The sequence below is a fragment of the Streptomyces sp. NPDC005551 genome (assembly GCF_042871785.1).
Classification (GTDB): Bacteria; Actinomycetota; Actinomycetes; order Streptomycetales; family Streptomycetaceae; genus Streptomyces.
This window is the reverse complement of record NZ_JBIAJE010000001.1, coordinates 611,597-637,718: the sequence shown is the minus strand read 5'-3', so window position 1 is coordinate 637,718 and position 26,122 is coordinate 611,597. Positions and strand designations below refer to the sequence as shown.

Here is a 26,122-nt window from a genome sequence, read left to right as displayed (position 1 = left end):
CGAGGTGCGCTTCGGTAGCCAGCCTCGCGTGAGTTTCCTAGTACGAGGCGAAGTCATCGTCGTCCTCGTAACTGCCGTCCGTCTCGAAGGGGTTGTAGTCGAGCTCTTCGAAGGAGCCCTTGTCCCAGTCACGCTTCACGTAGAAGTCCTGGGGCTGGGTGGTACGGCTGGCCAGGATTTTGATGATCTGAATGTCCGGGTTGTCCTTGGAGATCTCGACGCCGATGAGGCCGTCGGAGTCGGTGAGGAAGCTGGACCCGTAGCCGACGGTGGTGCGGCTCATGCCGCCGCCCTTTGCCTTGTCGGCCTTCCACTCCAGGCCCTGCGTCGAGATGACGATCGGGATCTTGTACGTCTGGGCGAGGCGCTTGAACCCCTGCGTCAGGTTGGACAGCGCTCGCGGCGTCATCCTCGGCTCGCCCTGCTCGTCTTCCATCATGTAGACGCCGTCCACGTAGACGACGGGTGGTTGGATCTGCTCAATCTTGGCGGCGATGCCGGAGATGGTCATGGTCCGACCCCGGTCGGCGGAGAGCACGAAGGAGTGCATGTTCGCCAGGTCAGCGACGCTGCGCTTCAGCAGCTCCCATTCGGCGTCGCTGAGCGTGCCGTTGCGCAGCCGGGTGAGGGACACTCCGGCACGGGAGGCATCGACGCGCTCGCCCTGTTCGCGGTTGGACATCTCGAAGCCGATGAACAGGGGTGCGTGGCCGCTCAGGTGGGCGGCGCGGGCCATGTCCATAAGGACGAAGGACTTGCCGTTCTTGGAGAAGCCCGCGAGCGTGATGAGCTGCTCCGGCTGCAAGCCGCCGGTCGCCAGGTCCAGGCAGCGGTAGCCGGTGGGTATGCCGACGACGCCGTCTTCGTCCATCCCGATGCGTTCCATGTAGGCCGCGAGGCGCTCGTCGCCGGTCTTGGTGAGGTCCATGTCGTCGGCGACAGGGATGACACGGTTGATGACGGAGCTGGTGTGGTACAGGGCGGCGAGCGAAGCGCTGTAGTCGCCGTCTTCCCAGGCGGTGGCCGCGTCGGCGATGCCCTGTTCCAGGAGGGCGGAGCGGCGGTTGTCCCGAAGCTCGTCCAGGAGGAACTCGATGGGCTCCTCGACGCGGACGAACTTGTAGGTGCCCTTGGGGAAGTCGCGGCGCAAGACAGCGACGGTGGGGACCGAGCGGTATTCGCGCTGGTACTCCGTGATGGCCTGCCAGACCTTCTTGTGCTTGGAGTTCTGGAAGAACTCCTCGTCGATCTGGGCTTGCGCGGTGATCAGCCAGTCCTCGGGCTGCGTGAGGATGCGGCAGATGAACCTGTGCTCGATGTCGAGGAGCTCGGTGTCAGAAGCGGTGGTCACTTTTCTCCAAGCTGCGCTGCGTTGGCGGGGAGCAGGTGGCGTCCGAGCGATCCGTAGGTCGCGAATGCCCGGCGGGGATCTGGGTCGTAGATGGCGGCGACGTCAGGAAGGCTGATGTGGATACGCGCGAGTTCGGTGGGGGTGGTGCTCCAGACCCGGCGGACGAGTGCGTGGAGGTCTTCCAGTCTGGATTCCACGGCGGCTGCGAACTCGGGCCCCTCGAAAGTCACGACTTCCACCGGGTATGGAGTTCGCCGGATCTGGTTCAAGAGGAGGACGTTGATCTCGTACTCGGCGGCCTGCTCTTTGGCTGTCGGCTTCCTCAGCTTCCACCGAGACTTCTTGGCGGTTTCCTTGGGTGGGATACCCAGAAGACCTTCGAACACCACGAGAAGGCAGGGCTGAAATCCGTTGTCTATGTCACCGCCCTGCACGGCGCCAGTCCCGTCCTCCGAGCGATTCCGCCTCGAATGCCTCGTGCAGGAAGGAGAACATCGCCGACTCGTACTTCTCGCTCCATTCCGGCAGGGGCACGTTGGTGGTCGCGAGGGTGGGGCGGCAGTGGTCGAACCGCTCGCGGAGAATGCGGTAGGACTCGGCTCCTACCCAGCCGGACCCGGAGTCGTGTTCCTTGCCCTGGTCATCCCAGATGAGCAAGGGCACCCGCAGGACGAGTTCCTGCATCCGTGTCAGCTTCTTGACCGTCTGCATTGATTCTTCGTCGCGGAGCTTCACGGCGGTCTCTGTGGCCTGCCGGAGTTTGTGGCCGAGGGCGAAGAAGGTGACGACGGGCATGTACAGCACTTCGGTGTTGTACATGCGGGCGATGTCCGTGGCGATGGCGCACATGAGCCGCGTCTTGCCGGTGGCGGCCGGGCCGATGGCGATGGCGCCCTTGCCCATCAGGCTGCGGTCCTCAGGCAGTTCGGTGACCGGCGGACGCCGCTGCGGCCAGGTGTCGACGATGCGCTGGCCCATGTCCAGGCCCCTGGCGTTGGCCTCGGTGCGCTGCATGTCCGCCAGGCCAAGGCCCCAGAAGCGGCGGGGGATGCTGTACCTCATCCAGCGCTGGGTCCAGTTGATCTGTGCCGCCTGCTCGGCGGTGTACGCGCTCATCGGCCGCTCGCCATGCTGCCGAGCCAGTAGTCGGCGCCGTCGTGGCGGTGCTCTTCGAGAGCGGATGCCGTCTGGGCGCGCTCGGCGAAGGCCAGGAGCTTGTGCCTCTGGGCGAGGAAGTCGATCCAGGGCGCCTTCTGGGACTTTCGGGGGTAATCCGGGGAGGTGAACTTGGTCATCATGGCGCGGATCTGGTCTGCCGTCAGGCCGTCCCGCTTCCAGGTGCTGAGGTTCTTGGCGAGGGCGGCACGGTTGACCGGCGAGGGTCCTGCCCACGGCTGCTGGCGGACCATGGCGTCGAACTCGCTTGCCAGCGCCATCGGGGCGTCGAGCTGCTTCTGGGTCCTGGCGGGCTTCTGACGGGCTTCTGTGGCCCCCGAGACATCCTGAGCCGGGAAGAGCCCGTCCAGGCCCTCCTGGGCCCCCTCGGTGGCCTCCTGGCTGTCCCACAGGCCCAGGTTTGCTGCGGGGTCCATCTCATCGGCGATGAAGCCGTGGGGTCGACTGCCGTTGAGAGCCATCTCGTCCTCCAGTGGTGTCTCCGGCTGCGACGCGGCAGCGGCGTCCCCTCCCGAAGGGAGGGTGTTGTTCTTGGGTTGGTTCTGTAGTGGTTCTTTATAAGGAAGAGAGACACCGGAATCTGTCACATCTGATCTGCCAACTGTTGTCCGATCAGATGTGACAAGTTCCTGCGGGATTTCGAGCTCGCCGCCGAGGAGAACGCGGAGTTCGTCGACACTGCCATGCACGTAGTTCACGCGGTAGCTGTTCGCCCGACCGGTCCGCTTCGCGGCAAGCGCCTTCTTGGCAGTGAGCTCGTCAAGCACGCGCGCCACTGTCCTGACCGACCAGCCGAGAATGCTTGCCAGTTCCCCGTGTGTGGGCACCGCGTTGGCGTTGTCACCCTGCTTGTGCTTGAGGATGATCAGGAGGTCGTGGGCCTTCCCGGAAAGCCCGAGGTATGCGGTTTGAACATCCGTTACGACGTACCAGCCGCGTTGGAGTAGCGCCTGACGACTAGTGGTTATAGCGGCGGCCATGTAGGCTCTTCCTGGTGTTGGTTTGAATGCCTGGTACGCGAGCCCCCGGAAATGCCTTCCGGGGGCTTTCGTTTGCTACGCCGCTTCTTCCAGCACGGAGCCATCGTCCTGGACGATGCCGACGCGCGTGCCGCTGCGCTTCCGGCCGCGCGGTGCCGGTTTCCATGTGCCGCCATCCTCGTCCCAGATGACCTTCTTGCCTGCTTCGAGTGCGGGCTTGCCCTTCGCGGGCTTGGCGGTCGCCTTCACGACCTCGTCGTACTTCGTCTCGCCCTCAAGAAGACCGGCGAGCGTCTCCTCCGCTGCCACGAGATCCACGGTGAGCGGGCTGAAGACAACCTCGGTGAGGGCGCGGGCGGCGTTCGCCGTGTCTTGGCTCTGGAGGTAGAAGGTGGTGCGGCTGATCGCTACGAGCACATCGCGCAGCCGGTTGCTATCGACCGTGATCTCGCCGACGGCGAGCGTGCTCTGCGCGGGCTCCGCGCGCTTGGCGGCTGCCACGTCCTCTTCCAGGGACTGAGGCGCCGCTTCCGAGGCCTTCACGGTGCTGGCCTGCGCCTTTGCCGGTGTTTCGTCTAGCTCTTCCTCCGGCGCTTCCAGCTCTTCCACCGCGCGGGAACGGGACTTCCCGCTCCGGCGGGCGGGCTTTTCCTCCGGCTCCTCCTCCTCCGGCTCGTCCTGCGGTTCTTCTTCGTCGCGGGCGTCGGGTACGATCTGGCCGAGCCCGTTCACGAGGTCGGAGACGCGGATGTCCGGGTTCTCGTGGCAGAGCTTGATGAGCTCCTCGTCGTCGGCATCCTCCTCGTCCCAGTTGATGAAGAGATACGGGCGGGAGGCTTCACCGAGCAGGGCGACCAGGTGCTTGAAGGGGTCTTCTACCTCGTGGACCTTGTCGGCGGCTTCCGCCCACTTCTCGACGTCGGCGGTGACGGTGTCAGTGACGATCTCGAAGGCGACGCCGTCGTCGAGGTCGCCGATGGAGCTGGCCATGCGCATCGCGTGCTTGAGACCGTCCGGCACCACGCCGTCTGCGAGCAGGGCGTAGAAGGTGATCTTGCCCCAGCGGTCGGGCTTGTCGTAGTAGCCCTCCCTGTCCGGGCTGCCCAGTCGCAGCCAGTCTGAGAGCAGGGCCTCGACGTTGGGCCTGGCGTTGGCGGCGTGGCCGCCGAAGGCGATTGTGATGTCAGTGGGCACGGGGCTCCTCTGGGTGGATGCATCGCTACTCAGCAGCGGCACCACCCAGACTACAAGTGGACCACTTAGATGACAATTAAGTGGTCCACTAAGTCTGCGCTGGTTACAGGTTCGGCAGTCGGCTGCCCCGGGAGCGGCGAACAACGGTTGCGGTTGCCGACACTGCTACGAAGGAGTGCAGCACCACCACGATGCCGACGACAGCCGCCACCTCAAGTACGCCTGCGGGCAGGTGAGTTGCCCCAACGGCGAAGCCCGCCACGAGGGCGGGCTGGAGCCAGGCCGGGATGTGTACGGGCAGGAGCGTGATCAGGAGCTCCCATGCGGCGAAGACGGCCAGGGCCGTCGTGAGGAGCGTCATCAGCCGACGGAGTCCTCAGGAGCGTCGAGCCCCAGCCACGCGAGGACGGGCTGGAACGCGGGCACCTGCATGACGCGGGTGATGGCCGCCGCGACGGCGAGCGAGGCACCGACGCCTGCCGCACCCTGCGGAACGCCGGACGCGAGGATCACCGAGGGGAGGGCACCAGCGGCGAAGAGGGCGATCTGGACGACAGAGCGGAGCGTGCGCTTGGCTTCGGCAGACATGATTCTCCTACTGGGGAGGGCGAGCGTACCTGATTTCCAGCTGGGTACCGTGCGGCACCTGCGCCGACACGATGTCATTTAGACGGTACGCGTTGGCGCGGAATTCGCGGTAATAGTGACTGCTGCTGTACCCGACAGTTCCGGCCCACAGGTAGTCGGATCCAGGGCTGCTGCCGTCGAAATACGGGAGCAGCTGATCTCCGGCTTCAAACAGCACGTCATCGAGCCAGAACGTGGCCGCCACACCGGCCGCAGTAACGTCAGCAGCCTGAATGCCCACCGTCACATACGCGAGCCCGTCATCCCAGGACGGGGTGCGCACAAGCGCCCACAGCCGTACCCAGTTCCCTTCCACCAAATCCGGGTGCTGGGCCAGTGCCTCGGCGGTATTCGTAACGCCTGCCAGAATCGTATGGCTTGGGCGAAGTCCCATGGTGACGGTCGGGCACCCTGGAGCCAACTGCACGTAGATGCTCACCATGTACTTTGAGCTCGGCTTCACCCCATAGCCACCGACGTTCGAGGTACTCCATCCCGAAAGGGTGCCGATTCCGATGGGTCCGGTGACTCCGCTGAACGTGGCGACGTTGGCGGGGACCGTGAATTTACAGGAGCCCGCGCGCTGGCGGCCTACCGTGGCATCCCGGGAGAGCGGATATGGAGTCGTACCGTATCCGTAACTGGCCCAGCCTTTGAGGTCCACCTCAAAGGACGGGTTATTCATGAGATTGATCCGGTTGGCCTTGACGTCGATGGTCAGCTTTCGCGGCGACGCATACGCGGTCGGCGTGCCGACGAGGTTGTACGAGCTGGACCAGATTCGGTGCATGTCGCAGTAGGCGACCTCGTCGACGGGCGCAATGGCGTCCGTTGCCGAAGGCGTGGAGTTGATGGAGATATGGGGAACGACAGCAGCGTAGACGGCATTCGCGGGTACGACGGCAGAGTAGACGTAACTGGTGGCCCAGCGATTACCGCCGGGATGCTGCACGTAGTCGCTGAAGACCCAGCTCCCGACCTCGTTGTAATTCGCGTCGTAGAAGTGGATTCCGGCGGTCCACCAAGCTGCTCGGCTCATCTGTACAGAGACAGAGGCATTAATCTTCTCGCCAGGAATGCAGGAGCCCAGGCCGTTCGGAATCACCGGGATAATCCAGTAGCCCCACGCGCCGGGCGGGGCACCCTTGTACGTGATTTTGCCGCTGCTCTTCCCTGACATTGCATTGGAGGATGTCGTCGCGACTATGCAGTTCTGAGCGCTGGCCTGGGCGATATAGCACTGTCGGGCTTCCCACGAAGTCGCATCCCAGCCCAACCGGTTGCCTGTCGGCGCCGTCTTTTCGAACTGGACCTGGTGGAAGGCTTCCTTCTGTGCGCTGGGCATGCTGGCCCACTTGATGCCGACGGCCGCGTATCTGGCGGCGTTCCACAGAGGCGTTGCGCCATCGGGCTTGTACTCGGTTGGTGCGCTGGCGGTCAGCCAGCCTCGCGAGGTGGTGGCATCGGAGCCGACAGCATGAGCGTAATCGCGGGACATGGCGGTGTCCGGCTGGCCGGTGGCCCATACGCCAAGGTCCCGCAGGCCGCCGCTCGGCAGCACGCGGGCCGCCGTGATAGCGCGGCCGGTAGCGGTGGCGATGCCTGCGGCGGTGAGCCGCCAGCTCGGGGTGACGCGGATCGTGGCTGCCAGCAGAGGGGTTGCTGATGCCGCGCCCGATGCGCTCAGAGACTGGGGCATCAGTACGTCCTCTCGAAGAGTGCGATGCCTGCGGCGGTGGCGTTGAAGGCGTCCGTCACAGAGGCGAGTTGAAGGGGTGCGAGACCGGCACCCTGGTACCGGTAGACGGTGATGGCATTGCCGTTGAGCTGGACGTAGACCCGCGTGCCGTCGAGCAGCGAGGGCCAGGAGGCCATCGTGGTCAGCGTTCCCGCCACGTTCTTTGCGAGGCGGGTCCGGGATACAGACCACATGTCTGTCGGGCCCGAGCGTCTGAACGCAATGCCGTGCTCCACACCGGCTGGAGGCGCTGTCATGAAGGTGATGCCGACATTGATCGCATCTGCACGGTCGTAGGTGAAGAAGAGTTGGCGGCCGGTCGTAGTTCCCACGTTGCTGGTCCGCGTTCCCCAGTAAAAGAGGCCGGATGAGGCCACGGGAGTGTCCGTGCTGGTCTTGAGCCACGACAGTCCGGCTATTTCTCCGGCGTAGTTGGCGTCATTGCGGACGTCGGTGCTGTTCCGGATGAAGGGCACGAAGAGGTCGGGGTTGGTGCCCACGGTGGACGGGTTGATGGTGGTGATGAGATTCCCGGCCGCGTCAAACCATTCGATGTAGATGCTCCGGCTGGGGGTTCCCGATCCCGTGTACCGAGACGTGTACGCGGATGCGGTGTACACGTTGCGCGCGGACATGTTCCAGGCCCACGAGGCGTTGTCGGTCGGGAACCCGGTAGGCGCCGTCCCCTTTACCGCGACGGTCGCCCGATACACCTGCCCCTGATACTGCACGACGTCACCAGGTGCGTACGTCTTACCGCCGGACCACATACTTTCCTGGGTCAGGGGGATGCCGTAGGACGAGACGAGGTACCGGTCCGTACCGGTGGTCGATATCTTCTCGGGCCGCCAGTGCGTCAGGTCCGCGTCCGGGGCCGTGCCCGACGTCGGCAGGAGACAGATGTAGTTGGCTCCGCCGTAGCTGACGTAGGCGCCCTGGGCGTAGTTCGTGGTGGCGTTCCACGCTGTCACACGCGCCCGTGGAATGGAGTGGGCTGCCAGCGTTGCGCTTACGCCAGTTCCATTCGTCATCACGGCTAGATTGGCGCGGTTGTCTCCGACGCCGTTGAGCGCCTTGTATCCGGAGTATACGTCCAGGGAGTCGTTATTCGCCGTCGCTCCGGCAGTGAAGGACACCTGCTCCCAGGTGGAAATTCCTCCGCTGGTGACGTTATCGAGCACGTTGGTGAGCTTGGCCGTGTAGTACGTCCAGAAAGCGTTGTTAGAGGCGGCCCCCGTCGGGGCGACACCGACTCCGGAGTTCGCCCCCTGCGGCGTGTAGGTAATGTAGTCGACGCCCATCTGGTAGCCGTTGTCGGTACCAGTGGCCTTCGTGTTCTTGGCGACCACCTTGGCTTGGATCGTGTGCGTTCCCGCCGTGAGGGAAAAGCGACCCAGGTAGACGCTGCTGGCAGGAGATGAGGAGCTCGCGTATCCGTCGAAAGCCAGCTTTATGGACGTGGGCGGCCAGGTGAACACCGACCTGTTCGTGGTGACCGTGACGTCGTCCACCGCGAAGTTCACGATGCCGAATCCGGGGGCCTTGCTCATACCGATGGACAGGTCATAGCTACCGGTACTCGGGATGGTGATGGTGAACGTCGCCGCCTGGTTTACCGCGTTGCTCCGGATGAGCACCTGCTGGCCGCCGGAGAACTGAGCAGTCGCCGTGTTCGCCTGCACGGTGTAGGACGGGGCGCCGTTCAGCGTGATCGTTTGCAGCTCGGCTTCGAGGCGGATGGTGTTCGAAGAGGCCGAGTACAGGAATCCGTTGTAGGAGACGACGGCTCCGGCCTGGTAGGTGACGGAAGGGTCCCACAGGGGCCAGCGCGGGCTGTATGCCTCCGCCTGGTCGGCGTCAAGCATGAGGTTCTTGCTCGTGCTGACGTCGCTGTCGTACCCGGTGGCGTCGTAGACGGCTTCCTTGATCGCCTCCACGGTGCCCTTACGCCGAGCTGAAGCAGCCGCGTTGGATGCACGCACCCTGCGCAGGCGGGGCGTGATCGACGCTTCGTTGTCCACCCCCAGCTGCTGGGCGAGCAGTTCCATCCGGTACAGGGGCATCGTCGAGACGCGGTGGAGATGCTCCTGGTCCCCGAGCTCCGTGCGGGTCATGTCCAGACCCCACGCCAAGACCGACAGGTAGCGGAAGAGCAGCTCGTTCTCGGGGTCCTGCGGGCTGGTGATCTCTTCTTGATCGGTGGCGTACGGCGTCGGCAGGAGTGAGTACAACCGCTGGCGGTAGCCGTAGTCGGCGACGGCGAGGCTGCATGCCTGCCCGGCGCGGTTCCACGTCTTGCTCGCATTGGTGGCCTGCCACTGCGTGAGGCCGGTGGCGGGGGCAACGCCGAGGGTGTTGTCGACAAGGCAGATCCAGTTGGATCCGTTGTAGGAGACGGTGTCTCCGGCCTGGTAGATATCGCCCGAGTCATAAACGGGGAAAGCGCTGCTGAGGAAGACGGAGTAGTAGTAGAACCGGCCGCCGACGAGATTGGAATCGGTGAACGAGTTGCTCGGGGCGTCGGGTCCGAATTCCAGGAGAAGGTCGCCGTCCGTTTCCGAGGCGGGGTATCCGGCCGTGTTCCGGATAATTCGCAGGGAACCCCAGTTCTGGGCCTGAACCGGCGTGCTCCAGGACAGAGCGATGCTGCCGTATCCCGCCTGCGTGGCCGTGAAGTCTCCAACGGAGTACGAGACGAGTACATCGCGCCCATAGTAGGACTCGCCATAGAGGTCGAGGCCAAACTTCGCCATCCTCAGGTACCAATCTCGTCGTCAAGCTGGTAGTAGTCCCGCGCCGCATAATCGGGGAGGCCCCGGACATAAGTGAGCTGGAGTCGGGTTGCAGCCGTCAGGCTCGATTTGGCCGGGGTACCTTGGCCGGAGTTTGTAGGGAAGAAGTCGTGGCGCAGCTGAATCGATACGCGGTCTCCCACGTAGAAGTCCCAGGCGGCTGCCAGGGTGAGCCGGTGCCATGCGTGCGTGGTGCCCTGCGAGCTGCTGTCTGCGGCTGCCAGGTCCCAGTTGACCGTCTGGTGCGCGCTGGTACTGGACAGGATCCTCATGCGGCCGTAGAGGGCGTGCTCCACCGTGTTGGGGATGCTGGGGGTGTGCATCATGACGCGGGCGGTGAGAATCCACCATCCGGTCTTGGGGATGGTCAGGTAAGGGCCCGCCGAGTAGGCCCCGTTGGTATCCAGGCTTGCGCGGTTCCAGCGCATGTTGTACCAGTCTGACGGCAGGACGTCTGAGGTCGTCTTCGTCGCCGGAATGGTCGTGCCGGTCGCATGGACGGAGGCAATGGGCAGCGCCCACCCCTCGTCGGATGCTGAGATCAGGTCGTCGATCTGGCCCTGCTGGGAGGCCTGCTTGCGCTGCACGGTGTCTAGGCGGGTGGCGACGGACGTGTAGGTCGTCGGATTGCCTGAGACGGGCGTGTAGACGTGGGGGCGGGGGCCCAGCGTGCTCTGTATCGCGGTGATTTCGTCCTGGGCATCGTTCATGTGCCCAGCCATCACGAATTCAGTGCCGTCTACGTGCTGCTGAAATTTCCGCACAATGGTCGGGTAGTTCGCTGTCATATCAGACTCCGCCCACTGCGGTTATTTGGATGGTTCCGGGAACGGGGACCTCCCACTCGCGGCACAGCACGTCGTCCGTCCCGTTCTGTGCCTGATCCGCCCTCGCCATCATGGGAATGTGGACGTAGAGCACGCCTGGAATGTCGTGGACGGCTGCATAGGCAGAGGCCACGCTGACTCGCTGACCGAACGTGGTGACGTCGGGGTCCAGGAGCCGCTGAAGGGCCTGCGTGACGGCGAGTTGTGTGTCGCTTCGCCGGTACTGGGGAGCGACGCCGACAGTGACGGGATCGGCTATCGAGCCGAAGTTGACGGGCACGAGCGTTCCGGCCTGGCCGACCACGGTGACTCCGGCCATCGACCGCTTCTGCACGTAGGTGACGGCCTGCTCGAACAGGGACGAGGCGGGGGTCGAGTTGCGGGCGCCGAGCAGGAACAGGGAGATCAGTGTCGTGGACTGGCCGATGGCGTTGGCCTTGTCGACGCCGGGGACGGCGAGGGCGAGGGCGGCATAGTCGGCCGTGGTGACGGCACGGTCCTGCGTGCCCCAGGCCTGCGGCGCGTTGCGCCTGATGCTCTCCGTGGATTCGGCGTCGTAGCCGCCGGACATCTCGCTGGAGGACTGCACCGAGACGCCGGGGATGAGGGAGGCAATGTCAACCAGTGAACCAGCCGAGAGGTTTCCTCGTGTGCCTCCGCCGCTGCGGTAGGCGACCTTGAGATCGACTCCGTTCTCGGGGACCACGCCGTTCACGCCGTCGCCGAAGGCTATGGAGACGTTGCCGTCCGCGTCGGTACGTAGCTCGATGACGCGCTCCGAGCTGGTGGCGTCGAGCAGGGAACTGATGGTCACCCACTCGATGGGCCCGTCGGGGTAGACACCGAAGACGCGCACGGTACTCAGGTCCACCGGGGTCCGGGGAATCGTGAATACCTGGTCAACTTCGCCGGTTGAGGTGCCGAGGTCGACGACAGGGAGCGTCTGAGGGCTCGCATCGTCCGAGGTGAGCGTGATGGTGTCGGACATCTGGGTGGCACCCTCCACCACGGAGACAGCCGCCACTCCCCCATTGCCCGGGACGGTCACATCGGTCAGCGTCTCGAAGACCAACGGGCCACCGAAGACCTCGATGAAGTTGGTGATGACCTGCGTCCCGGCCGGAACGGTTACAGCACTCGTCTGCGTGGCGTCGGTTACCAGGGTGACGCTGCCGGTCGCGGCCTGCGCCGGATAGGGCAGGTAGCCGAGCGTTCGGGCAATCTCGATGACCGAAGAGCGCTGCGTAGCCGTGGAAAGGTACGCCTCGCCCACCAACCGGTCCTGGTAGTAGGACATGATGTCCAGGCTGTAGGCGAGCATTTCCACCAGGGCGACACCGAAGTCCGACGGTGAACGCGTTGTCCATTCAGGGATCACCGTTTTGGCATGGGACAGCATGGCATCGCGAAAGCCCAGAAAGTCCTTTGCGGTGTAGTCCACAGCAGGCACGGGTGTCACGATTGCTCCTCAGTCCTTGTCGGTGGGCCTGAGAAGACGAAGGCATAACACGACTGGCCCAAAACTCAGTCTACGAGCCGCCCATGATCCGGCTGTAGTTATCCCCGCCGCGCCACTTCCCCGTTCGCCGCAACGGTGACCGTGTATTGCGGGGAGATACCGCTGCCGACAGGATCACCCGCCGATATATCCACGCGCGCCGCAATGACCTGACTGCCATCCTGGGTGAGGACCGGCTTCACGGACAGGACCCGGGCCGACGGCTCCCATAGAGCAACGGCTTCCCGGACCATCTGGTTGAGCTGTTCCTGCGCGATGGTGGCATCCCAATCGAAAACCACCCGGGTCGTAGCTACACCGAATGTCGACCGCATAACCCGCTGAGTGGGAAGCGTCGCCGTCAAAGCCCGTACACGGTCCGCGAGAGACTGAATGGGATCCGTAACGGATGCGATGGAGCCGTCGGGACCGAGAGCGAAGGGAATCGCCATCTGCTTGGGCACGCTAGACCTCCAGGTAGTAGTCGACCTTGTTGAGACTCACCCACGGCGGGTTGTTCGTTGTCGTGTTCGTCCCTACAATCCTTGCCTGACCGCTGACCTGGAAATCTATCTTCAAAGAATTCACCGTACTGCTCGCGGCCGAGCATCCCGCAGTGACGGTGCGCAGGTCCGACGGGGCGAACCCCAGAGGCGCACTCAGGAAGAAGCCGTCGTTCGCTATGGTCCCGGAACTGTACGTGATGTTGATGCCGCCCACCCATTCCACCAGCACCGATCCGAGAATATTGAGAACCCGGTACTTTGGAATTCCATTCGAGTTGCCGTCTCCGGTGAACCCCGCAGCAAGAGTCGGCGCCGTCCAGTCCTGAACAAGTTGAACCGCCTGCACCGGCTCCGGCGCTACTGGCGGGACGTACACGGGGTAGGAAGGATCCCCGTTCTCGTACATGACCAGCACCTGATCGCCGACCCCGGGGACCGGCCCGCCCACCTGAACCGGCGCCGACCAGCCGGAGACTGCCGCCCCCGTCACCTGCGCCACCTGGAGCCGGACCCGGCCGAGCTTTTGCGGGTCGGCCGTCGAGCGCACCACGCCTCGATACACGCCAGGCCAGGATGCCATCACGCCACCACCCTGGACGTCCATCTAGCGTTGGCTAGGACGTTCCTCCTCAGCGGCATGAATGGCACCTTGTCCACCGTCAGCCGGTCCGGCTGGTCCCTTCCGAGCTGAAGGTCGACGTAGTACGAACTCAACCGCCGGTCGGCCTGGTTGAGCGTGATGCGGTGATGCGCCGAGCGCGTCATCCACTTCCCCGCGTACTGCGAGGTCAGTGCCGAACCGCCTAGCCGGACCACCGTTCCCGGCATCAACGAGACATCGCCGTCCACCGTGGCGGTCGCCGAAACCCACCACAAGGACCGCGTTGCCGCAGCAGTAGTGATCGCCTGCGCCTCGGCATACGACCCAGCCACATGGTCGGCGGCACGCCGACGTACCTGAGCGGCAATCTCCCTGCCGGTTGCCGCATCCGTGCGAGTGGCGGTTGTCCGGGCGGTGGAGATGACGCCCGCTGAGGACAGGCTGAGCGCCTCGTGCTGCGCCCTGATGGCCCCTGCCGGGTCCAGCTCACCGGACACGGCCCGGAACGCCTGCATGGTGTCCTGGAGGCCCGCCGTCGCGTTCTGCCGGAACAGGGGTGTCTGACTGGTGAGTGGGGTCCTGGGGTCGGTGAAGTAGATCGTGCTGCCGTCGGCCACCAGGCGCCACCCGACTTCATCGGCGATGCGCTGCATGAAGTGGAAATCCGATTCGGCCTGCTGGCGCTGTTCGAAGACACGTGGGTGCTTACCCACCAGGGCGTTCAGGCCATTGGCGCTGGCGAGCTCCCGGACGATGTACTGCGCCTGGCAGGTGCTCCACGTACGGGCACGCGTCGTTTGCAGCGGCTTCGTGGCTCCCAGAAGCGTGTACCGGACGTCGAGCATCTGGCCCTCGACGTGCGGCGCCGGATCCGTGGCATCACTGATTAGCTCAGGCGACACGACGTAGCCGACGAACTCCTTCGAAATTGCCCGACGGGGCCCATAGGTGATGCGCACGGGCTTGTCCTCGGCCCACCACAGACTTGGCGGCAACGAACCCAATGCGGTGCGCATGCCACTCGACAGGTAGTAGCGCACCGTCAACTGCGCCCACTGGTGCATTCCCTCTTCGGAATGCACAACGAGTTCTTTGATGTAGAAAGGCAGCAGGACTTTCGGGGTAGCGATGGATACCCAAGGGGCCCACAGCTCAGGAGACGCCATTCGGGATTCTCACCACCGTTCCAGGAGCTAGTTCAGTCCAGTCGAGAATCTGAGGGTTCGCCTGCGCGATAACCCACCACATCGTCTCATCGCCGTACGCTTGCCCGGCAATCAAGTCAGGCCGGTCCCCGTAGTTCCACACGTAGTCGACGACGGTGTAAACCCGTGCACTCGCCTGCCGCGCCATAATGGTCTGCCGGGTGATTCCGTCCCGTCCGAGAATGGGCTGCACCGCGTTGTTGGCATACCTAGATCCCGCCGCGATGGTCACTGCTCCTCCTCAAGCACCTCGGCTGTTTCCCAGCTGTTCTGCGTCATCAGGTTCATTGAGACACCCACAGTGCATCGCATCGGGACCATGAGTTGAGAGAAGTGCGTCCACTGCACGTCGATGCTGGACACGTAGCCTCTGTAGCTCACGGAGTTCGGACCTCCGAAATACACGGTCACAGGAGTGAGCGGCATAGGACCCGGGTCCCCATTGCTGTACACGTACGTCGTCGGCGGTAGGTTCTTCGTCCCGTCGGTCTGGCGGCTATTGCCTGAAATCTTCGTTTCCGGCATGAGAATACCGACCACTCGGTACAGCGCCTCAATGTCTGCGCGCACGCCGACACGTTCCGGTCCCTGCGTGGCATCTCCTGAGTTCGGTTCGGCGTTACTCCCCCACAGTTCGTATGTCCGGTCGAAGAGGAGGTTGAACGAAACCGACGCGGCGAGAGGGATGTTCCAGGCTCCCTTGTCCAGCGGGTTCCGGTAGTTCTGTGGAGTTACCGTGGCCGTTGCGGCGTCTGTGGAATGACTGACCGCAACAACGGAGGGGTTGTACAGGAACTTCACCCTGTATTGCACCTTTCCCAACCCCGGGTCCTGAATGATGTAACCCCGCATCAGCCGCTTGAGTTCCTGGTGGACGGACGGCTGAAGCCCGACAAGGGACGAGACACGCCAGTCGAACGGCGGGTTACTGATTTCCTCGGGCATCACATCCCCTTTCCGAGGTCGCTCAGACGATTATTCTCTGCCAGCGCCTGCGCGAAGTTGTTCGCCGCAGCCTGAGCTGCGCTCGGCGTCATCGCCCCAGATACCGAGAAGCGGACCGCTCCGTCGTGGAAATTGAGAACGACCCGGTTCCCAGAGCCACCCCCACGCCCTCCTGCGGCGTCGCGGATATTCACGACGTCTCGCATCAGAGCCTGCCTAATAGTGTCGGCCTTGGGCTTCTCGATAATCATCTCGCCCTTGTGGACCTGGGCGATGTGGTCCTCGGGGATATCCCAGGCACCGACCGCATATCCCTTCGGGGGCTTATCCGGGTTCGCCTGCTGAACACGCGAGATGTCGTTGTACCGGGACTCGATGTAATTCGCCGCAGCTGCCACGCTTGCCGCCGGGTTGAAAGGGTCATTCGGCAACGTCTTCGCTCGGTAAGCCTTGAACGTCGGAGCAATTACCTGCATAATCCCCTGGCTCGGGGTTCCGCGTTTCGCGTTGGAGTCCCAGTTGTTCTGCGCGTTCTTACGGAATCCCGACTCGCGGTAGGCGATGGTCACCAGGCCCCGCGCCCACTTGGCGCCCTCTACGTGCGCTGCCGACATTCCCCGGAGGACCGCAGATTTCACCCAGCTCGGCGGCTTCGGGACCTTCGTAAACCTGCCCTTGATCGCCCCGAAGTCGTAATCGCCAACCGAGGCAGCACCGACGTCGCTTTCGTCCTCGCTCGACGAGGAATCATTCATCGGACTATTCAGGAGTGTGTGCTTCACCCCCGCGATGGCGGCGGTAATCGCCTCCACCTCTTCGGTCGACCCCGTCTCGCTTGAGAGAATCATCGACCCGGAGTCACCCCCCGCCTGCCCGGACTGTTCCTTCTGCGGATTCGCGTCCTGGTCCTCCCCCGAGGAGTACGAGCCGACAGAGCCGACCACGCGACGAATCGCGGCGTACTTCCCGTAGGTGGATACCGGCGCTACCCGGATGTCCAGGCCCGTACGCGGCGCCTCGACGATCTTGCCGTCACCGATGTACATGACCACGTGACCGGAATGCGGGAACATCAAATCACCGGGCCGGACGTCCTTTCGCTTGACGCCTTTGCCGACCTTCATCTGTGCCTGGCTGACACGCGGCAGACGCACGCCGACCTTCTTGTACGCGTACTGCATGAGGCCGGAGCAGTCGAATGCATTCGGGCCGGTTCCGCCCCACTGGTAGGGCTTGCCGACCTGAGCCAGGGCCGCGTTGATGGCACCGCCCGCACTCTTGCCCGTGATCACCGACCCGCTCTTGGCGGAGGAGCTTTTGCTCGACTTGTTGGCGTCACCACCACCCACGCCGTCGTTGCCAGTCGAGCTGTCCTCGTGGAATATGTCCCACAGCCCCTTACCAGCACCAGCGACGCCACCGATGGCTGCGCCCAGACCCGTGCCGACGACGGGCACGACAGAACCAATCGCGGCTCCGCCCAAAGCGAATGTGCCGGTCGTGGTGGCGAACTTGGCGAACTTCTTGCCCTTGGGATTGTCGATGTGGTCGGCTATCGCGTTTCCGGCCGCGTTGACACCATAAGCCCCGAGCCCGAACGCGCCCGCGCGAGCGATGGCGGTGGTACCACCGGCCGCTCCGATGAGTCCGCCGCCAGCTGCTCCTGCTCCGGCAGCACCTGCGATAGCGCGCATGCCCATCAGGGAACCGGCGACGCCAAGAGCACCAGCACCCAGGCGCATGCCAGCCATGGAGCCAAAGGCACTGCCAATCGCCGGACCGAATACCGAGCCCCAGCCTGCGACGCCGCCAATGATGCTCTTGAGGCCGGGCAGGTTCACGATGTCGTTCAGGTAGTTGTAGAACTCCTCCAGGGCCTCGTTCGCCTTCTTGACGGCGGGGCCGAGGCTGTCCATCAGGTCGGACACGTTGCCAGTTTTGGCGGCACTCAAGTCCTTCTGCGACTGAAGGATGGTGTTGGATACGCCGAATTTCTGGAGCTTCTTCTCGGCCCGCTTACCCGCATCCCCACCCTTCTGGTAGTCCGCGAGGAGCTTGTCGAACTCGCCGCCCGAAAGGCCCTTTTGCTGGGCGGTGTTGCGACCGCTGATGTAGTCCTCAAGGGCCTGCACCATCGTGGCGTCGCCGCCAGCAGACTGCACGTAGGCCTGGATATTGGCGTGGAGACTTCCGTTCTGGCCGAGGGAGGCCTTCAGCTCCTCAGGCCGGATCGCTCCCTGGCCCTTGAAAGTCCTCTTCATCACTGAGTCGGCGAACCCTCCCAGCGCGTTGCGGTTGACCTTCCCGCCGGGGCTGAGCAGAGGCCGGTAGCCGTACATCTGCGCCGCGTACAGCCCCCGGGTGCTAGTGAGGGTGCCCACCATGTTCGCGGCTTGCGACGCGTTCAGGGCTGGGTTCAGGATCGACAAGTCCTTGACGTTGCCGAGGTAGGACGAGAACTGGGGGTTGATGGTCTGACGGGTACCAGGCGTGAGCTCCGTGAAGCCTGAATTTCTGGACGTGATAAAGGCCGCCCGCTGTGCATCCCGGACGTCTTGAGCCCAGCCTGTCAGGTTTTGCCCCTCGGAACCGAAGACGTATTTCCTGATCGCGTTGACGGAACCGCCGTTGGTGCCGTCGCTGCTGTAGGGCGCGGCATTGGCGATACCGGCCCATTGTGAGTAGGTGTCCATGACGGATCCCGTTTTCACGAGACCCGCTCCCCAGCTTCCGACCTTCTTGCTGACGTCCTGGGCATTGCGTGCAGCGTTGCGCCAGTTGAAGGGAGGCGCGGGCGGCGCAGGCGGGCCTACGCTGGTTGTGGAGTAGGGATTTGGGCGGCCGTTTCCCGGCGTCCGCCAGGCCGTGTTCCACGAGACCGGCGCGTAGCCGCCGTTTTGGTAGGGCGCAACGGCCTGGTTTCCAGGGAGGGCATTCGTCGGCCCGTTACGGGTTGGTGTTCCCCACTGGTAGGTGACGTTGCTGGTCTGCTGTTGCTGGCCCGCCCAGGAGACTGGCGCAGGGAACCGCTCAGGACGGGCGGGCAGTACGGTGCCTCGCAGGACAAGAGCCCCGCCCGGCTCGCGCGGTTCCGGCGCTGCGGTGGCGACTACCGCCGGAGGGCGCCCCCCACCCATACCGCCGGAACCGGCGGACACCATGAGGCGCTGAAGCGTGTAGTTGAGGGAGTCCACGGAACGCTGGAGTTCGCCCCCGCCCGCTCCGAGTATTCGCCCTGAGCCCGGGTCGATCGGCGTCTCGTCTCCGTCGCTAGCCATTCAGTGTCGCCCTCCTCTCCACGTCCCATCGGGCGTATTCCGCCCAGTACCGGCGCTGCCGTACTGGCATCTCCCGGAGTTCCCGGTAGCCCCAGCCCGGCTTGAACCGGCTGATGGTGTCGATCTCCTCGTAGGCCTCGCGGACGTCACTCTCCGCGAAACAGTTCGCCGATGGTGATCGGCAGCAGTACCTCCCGCCCGCACTCCTCATGGTTGAAGCGAATGTCGTCAAGGCGCGGGCCTGGCTGGGTGTCGTGGATGTGCCTCAGGATGGTCTGCCGGTCACCCATTCCCAGACTCTTGGCCAGGAGTGGCCCGCTCAGGCGCAGGCCCTCTCCGTCGGCGTCCAGGACGCGGACCACGCAGTGACCCAGGAGGATCGTGTTGCGCTCCGGGAGGGTGGCGTCGTCAGCCTTGAGCATCAGCTCCTGGGCTTCGCCGTCCGGGAGGCGCACGAGCGCCTTCCGGCCCTTGCGCAGCGGGACTTCGTACTCGTGACGCGGCCTCGGCTCGTCGACCCGCACCGTGTCCACCGTGCTCAGGTCCACCGTGGCATCGAAGAACCCCTGGCAGTGCGGGCACTGGACCTGACGGGCGGTGATCTCCTTGCCGAGGGTGGCGATTCGGATACCGAGCAGCAGTGCGTCACGGTCGCCGATGAGCAGGCGCCGGACCAGGGTGGCATCGGTAGGGACACTGCCGACGCGCACGACGTTGCGCTCCAGCAGGACACTCACCCAGCGGGCCAGGGACCCCTTGACCCGGGCAAGCTGCTCCTCGTCGTCGCCCGTGAGCTCGCGGACCTGGGCATCTCGGATGAGCTCCCCGTCCCAGTAGAGGCCGCCGGGCAGCGAAACGTAGTCGTCTGCGGGCTCCGGCGGTTCGGGGGCATCCCCGACCGACTCATTCAGTGCCTGTGTCACCTGCGCGTTGACCATTTCCGGGCTGGCCAGTGCGCTTTCAGCGGTTACTACGTCACCTGCGAGCTTGTCGAAATCCCAGGTTTCTTGCGTCATTAAGTTCTCCGGTGAGTCGATCAGGGAAATGCCTGCTAGAACCCCACCGTAGAGCTTGGGCCACCAGCGGAGTTAGCCAGCTTGAAGTCCCAGCCCTCGTGCGCGAGAGACATCTGCTGCATGAGAACTCCGTTTGCTCCGGCGTCGAGGGACCCGAAGGCTATGGAGGTCGGCCACGCCCGGTAGATGCGCCAGGCGGCCTTTACTGCGGCCTTCTTCGTGGTCGCCGGGTGGTCGATGAGGTAGATCGTGACCGTGGACCGGAAGTTCTTCGATCCGTCGTTGGAGCCGGTGCCCTGAATGGCCACGAAGATGTCGTTGAGCCACTTCATGATGCCCTGGTCGTCCTTGGACGCGATGACGCCCTTGGACAGCGTGATGGGTGCGAAGTCGCTCTGCCCGGGGAGCTTTTGCGTTGTCGTGTTATGTCCACCCTGGCGGTACGAAATCACGTCGGTGGTGACGGAAAGGCCGTCGACCGACATGAATCCGAACTGCGGGCTGACCGACGTGAGGTTCGGGTTGTCGAACATGACCCGGTACTTGAAATTCCGGAGCGGGTCAGTGTTGATGTGAGACCGGGAATCGGTCTGCGTAACTGTGGCCATGATGCGTCTCCTTAGCTCGCCAGCGTGTCATCGGAAGTGGCGCCGGACGCCATCTGGCCAATCTGAATGACGATGAACTCTGCCGGAGTGTTGAGCGCGACGCCGACCTCGATGTTTACGATTCCGTTGGCCACACTGTTTTCGTTGTTGTTCGTCTCGTCGCAGCGGACGAAGAACGCGTCGGCTGCGGTGGCTCCCCGCAGCACGCCGGACTGCTGGAGGGTGGACAGCTCGTCCGTGAGGATGCTGCTGATCTGGTCCCAGAGATCCTCGTTGTTCGGCCGGAAGACGGCGAAGGAGGTTCGCTGAATGCACAGGCGCCGAACCTGCATGAGCGTCCTGCGGATGGATATGTACCGGTCGGGCATTCCATTCGAGAACGTTCGGGCGCCCATGGGAATCAGGCCGTTGCTGCCGGGGACGCTTCGGATGACGTTCACCCCGAGTTCGTTCAGGGTGTCGAGGTCCGAGTTGGCGAAGGCGACCTGCGCCGATACCGCGCCGACCACGGGGAACTCGGTACCGGCCGGGGGCTGCTGCGGGCCCTTGTTACGGTCCGCCTGCGCGTAGAGGCCCAGCATGGCGCCGCCGGGCGGCAGCGGGCGGGTCGCGCCTGCCACGGACGAGCTCGGGTTGGAGAAGTTGAGCCAGGGGCCGTAGACGGCCAGGTAGCTGGACTTGGTGAAAGGGGTGGTGGTCGACGCACCCAGTGGGCTGAGGTTGGTGTAGTCGGCCAGGGTGTCCGCGTACACCGGCTTGGCCGCCGGGCCGTCCACGACAAGGAAGCGGTCGCCGGAGGCCTCCGCCCACGTGATGAGCGGATTGATGACCGTCGCGTCCGAGACACCGGGCAGGTTGATGTTCAGGATCCCGTTGACGCCGTTCAGCAGCTGCGTCGCGGAGACCAAGTCCACATCGTCCGTGCCGTCCAGGCCGCCGGTCAGCGGAGTGCCGCTCTGCGTCGCCGGGGTGAACCGGTAGTCCCAGTCGAGGTCGCCGTTGTACTCAGCGGTGAGGTACTGCGACCCGCTCTTCGCGGCGCCGATCATGGCGACGACGTTGCGGGCATCCGCCGGGTCCAGGCTGACGTCGACATACCGCTCGACAGGGGCCGAGGTCGGCGAGCCGGAGCGCACGGTCAGGCTGAACCGGCCCGTGGTGCCGCTGCCGCCGACGATGTCGATGTACAGGGAGTTGCCAGTGACGCCGGGGGCGACAGCCTTCAGCGTGAGCACGGGCTGCGGGTCCGTGCCGCCGGAGCCGCCAGTGCCGAGGTCGGACAGGACGAGAGAGGCGTTGACGGCGTCCGAGGCCACTGCGCGCACGATCCAGGCAGTGCCGCCGCCGGAGTTGAAGTACTCGTAGACGGCGTAGGGCAGGTACTTCGAGCCGTTCCCGAATCCGCCGTACAGGGCCTTCCACGCGGACCAGGAGTTGATCTTTACCGGGCCGACAGGACCGGAGTCGTGGGTGCCGACGAACGCGGCGACCGCTGTTTCCTGCGTCGCGACGACGGAGGTCAGCGCATTCAGGGACTCAGAGACGAATACGCCCGGACGCCCCGTGGTAGTCGTGGCCATGTGATCTCCTCAATCAGCCCGGCTGTCCGGGGGTGTATTCGTGCGCGTTCACGTTCACGGTCGATACGGACTTGTAGTTCTTGGGAATTCCGTCGATCAGGTAGAGCTCCGTCGAGACACGAACGCGGTAGGTCGCCGTGAACAGGCGCTTGTTGTTACTGTCCCGGCCCGCATTCAGCTCCGGGCCCCCCAGAAGGTCCAGGCGTCGGACCGTGTTGTCCTGCGGAATTTCGAGGAACCCGAAACGCTCGGGCAGGTACTCAAACATCGCTAGAGTGGCCACGAGCAGCGTCCGGTGCGTGACTGAGCGGGTGTACAGCACCACCTGGTAATCGATGTTGTACGGGACAGGCGTCTCCGCGAAGTACGGTCCCTGGGTCGAGTCCATTCCCTCGGGAAGGGACTGGAGCTGAATGATTCCTCGCGACTCGCGTTCCGGTGCCCGCTCGATAGAGGCGTGGGTCAACGTGATCAGAGGGAACGTGAGGTCCGCGTATTCGTCTTCCGGAACAGTGAAACGCACGTCGACGGAAACCGGGTCTTCCAGGGCAGCACTCTCGACGGTGAGACCGGAGAGCTTGGCTTTGATCGCCGTATCCTCATTCAGCAGCCAGGCCATCTCCACCTCCCTTGCGGGCAGGCAGAAGCCGCAGGTGACGGGTCAGCGTCTGCGGCATTCTCTTCTCCGAACTGGGAGGTGATCGTCCCAATCAGCATGCCACAGCTGGTGATTCCCCTTATAAGAGCGGAACGCAAGCACTCCCCGGGAAAGGGGAGGAACCCAGGGAGTGCTTGCAATGATTCTACGGTGTCCACATCAAGGCTTATAGGCGACGTCACTTGATGCGGTCGAGAATCAGCCCGGAACCGGATTTCACGGTGACGGATGCGGCGACCGACGAGGCGAATGTGAAACCGAGTGTGCCCGCAGTTCCCGCCGTAACCAGCGTGCCGAAGATGCGGACCAGCTTTGTTCCAGTGGCCCACGCGGGTGAGACGCCGCCAAGGGTGGTGACGATGTCTCCTCCGGTCGTTGTGTCGCCCCAGATCATCGTGGCGCCCGCCGGTCCGGTCCACGACGTGGTGACCGTGGCCGTGTTCGCCGTCGTCCAGTACACGAGAGCCTCGACGAGGTACACGGCGTTCGCTTGGACGCTCGCCGTCAGGAAGGTCGACGCCGTCAGGGCTGTCCCGACCGATGTCTGATCAGCGGTCGCGAAGCTCGAACCCCGTGCGACACCCCTCACGTTGCCGCTCGCGTCACGGAACTTGAGCGGTACCGAGGTACCCGACTCCGCGTAAAGCGTCACGCCGCCCGTGGGGTTGGTCGACGGCGCGGTAGTCACGTCGGCGACCTGTGTGACACCAACACCGTTGTCGCCCAGCGGAGCCATCGCTCCCAGGGTGGTGTTCTGACCCGTGGCCCGGGATCCGGCCACGACCTCGACACCGGCCGAGTTCGAGATGGAGATCGTCGTCCCGGCGGCGAACTGGTCCGCTGTGCTGTGGATGGACCCCCGAACCGTGGCCGTGCAGCCTGAGTCGACCTGGATCCACTTGGAGGCCCCGGCAACCGGGCTGGACTCGTTCACGCCGATCAGGTGGACATTCGACGCTCCCCCGGTGACCCAGAAGCCGACGCCTGTCGCCGGGTTGGCGTAGTTGAAGAACCCGTTGACGGTGTGCGTTCCACCACCCGAGAACTTCACGCCGACGTTGTTGTTCTCGCTGCCGCAGCCGATCAACGACATACCAACGCAGGTATCGAAGAGGTATCCGGCCTTACCCGCATTGATCTGGTTGTCCGCCGCGCAAGCCACAAAAGCGCAATAGGTCATGTTGTAGAACGAAAACCCGTTGGACACGTTGTCGCGCGCCCAGCACGAGTCCATGGAAAGGGAAGTACCAGCGCCAAGGCCAGTGCCATGGATGTAGAACCCGGCGCCACCATTGAGGCGGCTCGTCACGCGGGTGAAGTTCGAGACGATCGGCTGCTCGATATCGATGCCCGTGAGACCCCAGTCGGTGACGGTCACGTCCTCAAGGAGGCAGTAGTCGAATTCGGTGGTGAACGCAATGCCTCTGCCGGTTCCGCTTCCGGGACCGGTCAGACGCAGGGCCCTGATGGTGATGTAGATCAGCGAGGAGCCAACGAGGCCGTTGGCGGTGGTGCTCGTCTGCTTGATCTCGGTGACGAAGTCGCCATCGCCCAGCAACGTGATGTGATTGGCCAGCGTCAGCTCGGCCGTGATCTTGTACGTGCCGGTGGGGAGGTATACCGTTCCGCCGCCCGCCGCGCTGGCCGCATTGATGGCGTTCTGGATCGCAGCTGTGTCGTCGGCAATCCCGTTGCCTATGGCGCCGTAGGCCTTGACGTTGTACAGGACCATCGAGTTCACCGGACCGCCGGGCACCTTGGGCGCCTGCGAGAACGTCTTCACGCCGCCCACGGTCTGGTCGCCGGTTGTGGCAACGAAACCCGCAGCAGCGGTGGAAGCCAGGTAGCGAGTGTCGCCAGCCGCCTGGGTGAGAAAGCCTGCGTCACCGGTCGGTCCGGCGCCGATGTTGCCCCGGATGATGGAGTCGACTCCGTGGCAGTCCAGGGCGGCAACCGACAGCGAGCCAGCGGTGATCAGAGTGTTTCCCTGAATGCTGTTGAGGCCCGCGTCGCCCATGGCTTCTTCTCGGATCAGGGAGCGGGTTCCCCCAGCAGCCGGAGCAGAGGCAATGGTGTTGGAGTTGACGACGTTGTACTTCGTCCCGTACTCCAGGTGAATGCCGCTGGCCGTGCCGGGAGTTCCCGCCATACCGGGGCTGAAGATCGTGTTGGCGACGATGTTGCAGCGCGTGGCCGCGATGAAGATGCTGTCGCCGGACGTGCCATCGAAGTTGCAGGTGGTCACCCGCGTCGAGGTGCAGTCTTGGATGCGGACACCGACGCATCCGTTGCCGCCGTTCACGAAGTTGCACGCCGTGATGAACTGAGTTCCCGCCTTGTCGAGGATGGCCGCAGGGCCAGCGCCCGCTCCCCCGAGGTACTCGAAGTCACACGCCAGAATCGAGTTCTCGTCGTTCGACGTCATGTAGATTCCGCCACCGATACCGGCGGACGCCAGGGCGTTGTCGAACAGGCAGTTGGTGACCTTGTTATTGTGCCCGAAAACGTTGCCCGTCTGCGGTCCCAGGTACAGGCCCCAGTCGTAGCAGCCCACGAAGTGAACGTTCTGGAAGAGGCACTGCACAGCTCCGATGCCGTAAATGCCGCCGCCAGCAGTCTGCGCAGTGCAGTTGCCGTCGATCGTGAGGTTCGCGAACGTCATCCGCGTATCGGTGCCGTCGAATTTGAATGCGTAGTCGTTCATCCCCTCCGTGATCTTGATGGAGGTCGACCATCCGGCGCCGACGATCTGCACCCCTGTGGCGTTGGTCGGCAGCAGCGCAGAGCCGATGCGATACGTGCCGCGCGGCAGATACACCACTCCGCCACCAGCCGTCGAGACGGCATCAATAGCCGCCTGGATTGCCGCCCTGTCGTTGGCCACTCCGTCGCCGACAGCCCCCAGCGTCTTCACGTTCACCCAGTCCAGCGGGACGACCTTGCCGCCCGGAACGACTGGGGTCTGCGTAAACGTCTTGACACCCGCGATGGACTGGTCGGTGGTCGTCTTCACGAACCCGGAAGCGGCACTGGAAAGGATGTACCGGCCGTCAGCAGTCGTCTGCGTAAGGCTGCCGGGAACATCGGCGGCCGTCAGGGAGACGTTAGGGCCCGACTTGCCGTTAACGGTGACCGGCAACCCCTGCGGACCCTGCGGACCCTGAGCACCCGTGGCACCCGCTGGACCGGCAGGGCCGACACCACCACGCGGACCAACGAGGCCCGTGAGCCCTCGCGGACCAGCCGGGCCGGTCGCACCCACGTTTCCCTTGTCACCCTTGTCGCCCTTCGCGCCAGCGGGACCAACAGGACCCGCAATGCCGCGCGCTCCGGTAGCCCCGGTGAATCCACGTGGCCCCTGAACGCCAGCAGCGCCCTGCGGGCCGGGACTGCCCGTGCTCCCCTTATCGCCCTTGGCTCCCTTGAGGGACGCCAGCCACTGGGCCTCGGTGCCCACATAGCCCTTCGCGACGGCTATTTCGTACGCACTCAGCCCAGGCGGGCCCTGCACAGGAGTCGACATTAGCTCTCCACTAAAGAGA

The 26,122-nt window shown here is 64.3% G+C and carries 22 protein-coding genes; all 22 read right to left on the bottom strand.

Going from position 1 to position 26,122, the window contains the following annotated elements:
- Positions 1-37 precede the first annotated feature (37 nt).
- The 22 genes from ACFYP4_RS02720 to ACFYP4_RS02615 all read right to left on the bottom strand — a co-directional run bounded on the left by ACFYP4_RS02720 (position 38) and on the right by ACFYP4_RS02615 (position 25,719).
- The gene (locus ACFYP4_RS02720) at positions 38-1,351 is read right to left on the bottom strand and encodes a DnaB-like helicase C-terminal domain-containing protein (RefSeq protein WP_388782089.1); all 1,314 of its coding nucleotides are present in this window, start codon (positions 1,349-1,351) and stop codon (positions 38-40) included.
- Positions 1,348-1,785, bottom strand: coding sequence for a hypothetical protein (locus ACFYP4_RS02715; protein ID WP_388782086.1), 438 nt, complete (start codon positions 1,783-1,785; stop codon positions 1,348-1,350). Before ACFYP4_RS02715 ends, ACFYP4_RS02720 begins: the two co-directional genes overlap by 4 nt.
- Positions 1,772-2,467, bottom strand: a complete 696-nt coding sequence (locus ACFYP4_RS02710) for a hypothetical protein (RefSeq protein WP_388782083.1) — start codon at positions 2,465-2,467, stop codon at positions 1,772-1,774. Before ACFYP4_RS02710 ends, ACFYP4_RS02715 begins: the two co-directional genes overlap by 14 nt.
- Positions 2,464-3,507 carry a hypothetical protein gene (locus tag ACFYP4_RS02705; RefSeq protein ID WP_388782080.1) on the bottom strand — a complete coding sequence of 348 codons (1,044 nt, stop codon included), beginning with the start codon at positions 3,505-3,507 and terminating at the stop codon, positions 2,464-2,466. Before ACFYP4_RS02705 ends, ACFYP4_RS02710 begins: the two co-directional genes overlap by 4 nt.
- 75 nt (positions 3,508-3,582) lie before the next feature.
- Positions 3,583-4,701: a hypothetical protein gene (locus ACFYP4_RS02700; protein ID WP_388782077.1), complete on the bottom strand. Its 1,119-nt coding sequence runs from the start codon at positions 4,699-4,701 to the stop codon at positions 3,583-3,585.
- Between the two features lie 103 nt (positions 4,702-4,804).
- Entirely contained in the window at positions 4,805-5,062 is a 258-nt protein-coding gene (locus ACFYP4_RS02695; RefSeq protein ID WP_388782074.1) for a hypothetical protein, read from the bottom strand.
- On the bottom strand, positions 5,062-5,289 hold the full coding sequence (locus tag ACFYP4_RS02690; protein WP_388782071.1) for a hypothetical protein: 228 nt from the start codon (positions 5,287-5,289) through the stop codon (positions 5,062-5,064). Before ACFYP4_RS02690 ends, ACFYP4_RS02695 begins: the two co-directional genes overlap by 1 nt.
- 7 nt (positions 5,290-5,296) lie before the next feature.
- Entirely contained in the window at positions 5,297-7,027 is a 1,731-nt protein-coding gene (locus ACFYP4_RS02685; RefSeq protein ID WP_388782068.1) for a hypothetical protein, read from the bottom strand.
- The gene (locus tag ACFYP4_RS02680; protein WP_388782065.1) at positions 7,027-9,819 is read right to left on the bottom strand and encodes a phage tail protein; all 2,793 of its coding nucleotides are present in this window, start codon (positions 9,817-9,819) and stop codon (positions 7,027-7,029) included. Before ACFYP4_RS02680 ends, ACFYP4_RS02685 begins: the two co-directional genes overlap by 1 nt.
- A gap of 2 nt (positions 9,820-9,821) precedes the next feature.
- A complete protein-coding gene (locus ACFYP4_RS02675) occupies positions 9,822-10,646 on the bottom strand; it encodes a hypothetical protein (protein WP_388782062.1) in 825 nt (274 codons plus the stop codon).
- Position 10,647: 1 nt separating this feature from the next.
- Positions 10,648-12,144: a baseplate J/gp47 family protein gene (locus ACFYP4_RS02670; protein ID WP_388782059.1), complete on the bottom strand. Its 1,497-nt coding sequence runs from the start codon at positions 12,142-12,144 to the stop codon at positions 10,648-10,650.
- Positions 12,145-12,242: 98 nt separating this feature from the next.
- On the bottom strand, positions 12,243-12,647 hold the full coding sequence (locus ACFYP4_RS02665; protein ID WP_388782055.1) for a GPW/gp25 family protein: 405 nt from the start codon (positions 12,645-12,647) through the stop codon (positions 12,243-12,245).
- Position 12,648: 1 nt separating this feature from the next.
- The gene (locus ACFYP4_RS02660) at positions 12,649-13,293 is read right to left on the bottom strand and encodes a phage baseplate assembly protein V (protein WP_388782052.1); all 645 of its coding nucleotides are present in this window, start codon (positions 13,291-13,293) and stop codon (positions 12,649-12,651) included.
- Entirely contained in the window at positions 13,269-14,456 is a 1,188-nt protein-coding gene (locus ACFYP4_RS02655; RefSeq protein WP_388782049.1) for a hypothetical protein, read from the bottom strand. Before ACFYP4_RS02655 ends, ACFYP4_RS02660 begins: the two co-directional genes overlap by 25 nt.
- Positions 14,443-14,727, bottom strand: a complete 285-nt coding sequence (locus ACFYP4_RS02650) for a hypothetical protein (RefSeq protein WP_388782046.1) — start codon at positions 14,725-14,727, stop codon at positions 14,443-14,445. The genes ACFYP4_RS02655 and ACFYP4_RS02650 overlap by 14 nt, the downstream gene beginning before the upstream one ends.
- On the bottom strand, positions 14,724-15,440 hold the full coding sequence (locus ACFYP4_RS02645; RefSeq protein ID WP_388782043.1) for a hypothetical protein: 717 nt from the start codon (positions 15,438-15,440) through the stop codon (positions 14,724-14,726). The genes ACFYP4_RS02650 and ACFYP4_RS02645 overlap by 4 nt, the downstream gene beginning before the upstream one ends.
- Positions 15,440-18,133: an NlpC/P60 family protein gene (locus ACFYP4_RS02640; RefSeq protein WP_388782040.1), complete on the bottom strand. Its 2,694-nt coding sequence runs from the start codon at positions 18,131-18,133 to the stop codon at positions 15,440-15,442. The genes ACFYP4_RS02645 and ACFYP4_RS02640 overlap by 1 nt, the downstream gene beginning before the upstream one ends.
- A gap of 731 nt (positions 18,134-18,864) precedes the next feature.
- Positions 18,865-19,734, bottom strand: coding sequence for a hypothetical protein (locus ACFYP4_RS02635; protein ID WP_388782037.1), 870 nt, complete (start codon positions 19,732-19,734; stop codon positions 18,865-18,867).
- Between the two features lie 35 nt (positions 19,735-19,769).
- Positions 19,770-20,342, bottom strand: a complete 573-nt coding sequence (locus ACFYP4_RS02630) for a phage tail protein (RefSeq protein WP_388782034.1) — start codon at positions 20,340-20,342, stop codon at positions 19,770-19,772.
- 11 nt (positions 20,343-20,353) lie between these two features.
- Positions 20,354-21,922, bottom strand: coding sequence for a phage tail sheath family protein (locus ACFYP4_RS02625; RefSeq protein ID WP_388782031.1), 1,569 nt, complete (start codon positions 21,920-21,922; stop codon positions 20,354-20,356).
- 13 nt (positions 21,923-21,935) lie between these two features.
- Positions 21,936-22,541: a hypothetical protein gene (locus ACFYP4_RS02620; RefSeq protein ID WP_388782028.1), complete on the bottom strand. Its 606-nt coding sequence runs from the start codon at positions 22,539-22,541 to the stop codon at positions 21,936-21,938.
- Positions 22,542-22,758: 217 nt separating this feature from the next.
- Positions 22,759-25,719 carry a glycosyl hydrolase family 28-related protein gene (locus tag ACFYP4_RS02615; protein WP_388782025.1) on the bottom strand — a complete coding sequence of 987 codons (2,961 nt, stop codon included), beginning with the start codon at positions 25,717-25,719 and terminating at the stop codon, positions 22,759-22,761.
- Positions 25,720-26,122 lie beyond the last annotated feature (403 nt).

Bases quoted from the DNA above. Each gene is read 5' to 3' on its own strand.
- ACFYP4_RS02620 (WP_388782028.1), bottom strand. From the start codon at position 22,541: ATGGCCTGGCTGCTGAATGAGGATACGGCGATCAAAGCCAAGCTCTCC.
- ACFYP4_RS02690 (WP_388782071.1), bottom strand. From the start codon at position 5,289: ATGTCTGCCGAAGCCAAGCGCACGCTCCGCTCTGTCGTCCAGATCGCC.
- ACFYP4_RS02630 (WP_388782034.1), bottom strand. From the start codon at position 20,342: ATGGCCACAGTTACGCAGACCGATTCCCGGTCTCACATCAACACTGAC.
- ACFYP4_RS02645 (WP_388782043.1), bottom strand. From the start codon at position 15,440: ATGCCCGAGGAAATCAGTAACCCGCCGTTCGACTGGCGTGTCTCGTCC.
- ACFYP4_RS02685 (WP_388782068.1), bottom strand. From the start codon at position 7,027: ATGCCCCAGTCTCTGAGCGCATCGGGCGCGGCATCAGCAACCCCTCTG.
- ACFYP4_RS02640 (WP_388782040.1), bottom strand. From the start codon at position 18,133: ATGGACACCTACTCACAATGGGCCGGTATCGCCAATGCCGCGCCCTAC.
- ACFYP4_RS02655 (WP_388782049.1), bottom strand. From the start codon at position 14,456: ATGGCGTCTCCTGAGCTGTGGGCCCCTTGGGTATCCATCGCTACCCCG.
- ACFYP4_RS02635 (WP_388782037.1), bottom strand. From the start codon at position 19,734: ATGACGCAAGAAACCTGGGATTTCGACAAGCTCGCAGGTGACGTAGTA.
- ACFYP4_RS02710 (WP_388782083.1), bottom strand. From the start codon at position 2,467: ATGAGCGCGTACACCGCCGAGCAGGCGGCACAGATCAACTGGACCCAG.
- ACFYP4_RS02625 (WP_388782031.1), bottom strand. From the start codon at position 21,922: ATGGCCACGACTACCACGGGGCGTCCGGGCGTATTCGTCTCTGAGTCC.
- ACFYP4_RS02680 (WP_388782065.1), bottom strand. From the start codon at position 9,819: ATGGCGAAGTTTGGCCTCGACCTCTATGGCGAGTCCTACTATGGGCGC.
- ACFYP4_RS02705 (WP_388782080.1), bottom strand. From the start codon at position 3,507: ATGGCCGCCGCTATAACCACTAGTCGTCAGGCGCTACTCCAACGCGGC.
- ACFYP4_RS02695 (WP_388782074.1), bottom strand. From the start codon at position 5,062: ATGACGCTCCTCACGACGGCCCTGGCCGTCTTCGCCGCATGGGAGCTC.
- ACFYP4_RS02660 (WP_388782052.1), bottom strand. From the start codon at position 13,293: ATGGACGTCCAGGGTGGTGGCGTGATGGCATCCTGGCCTGGCGTGTAT.
- ACFYP4_RS02675 (WP_388782062.1), bottom strand. From the start codon at position 10,646: ATGACAGCGAACTACCCGACCATTGTGCGGAAATTTCAGCAGCACGTA.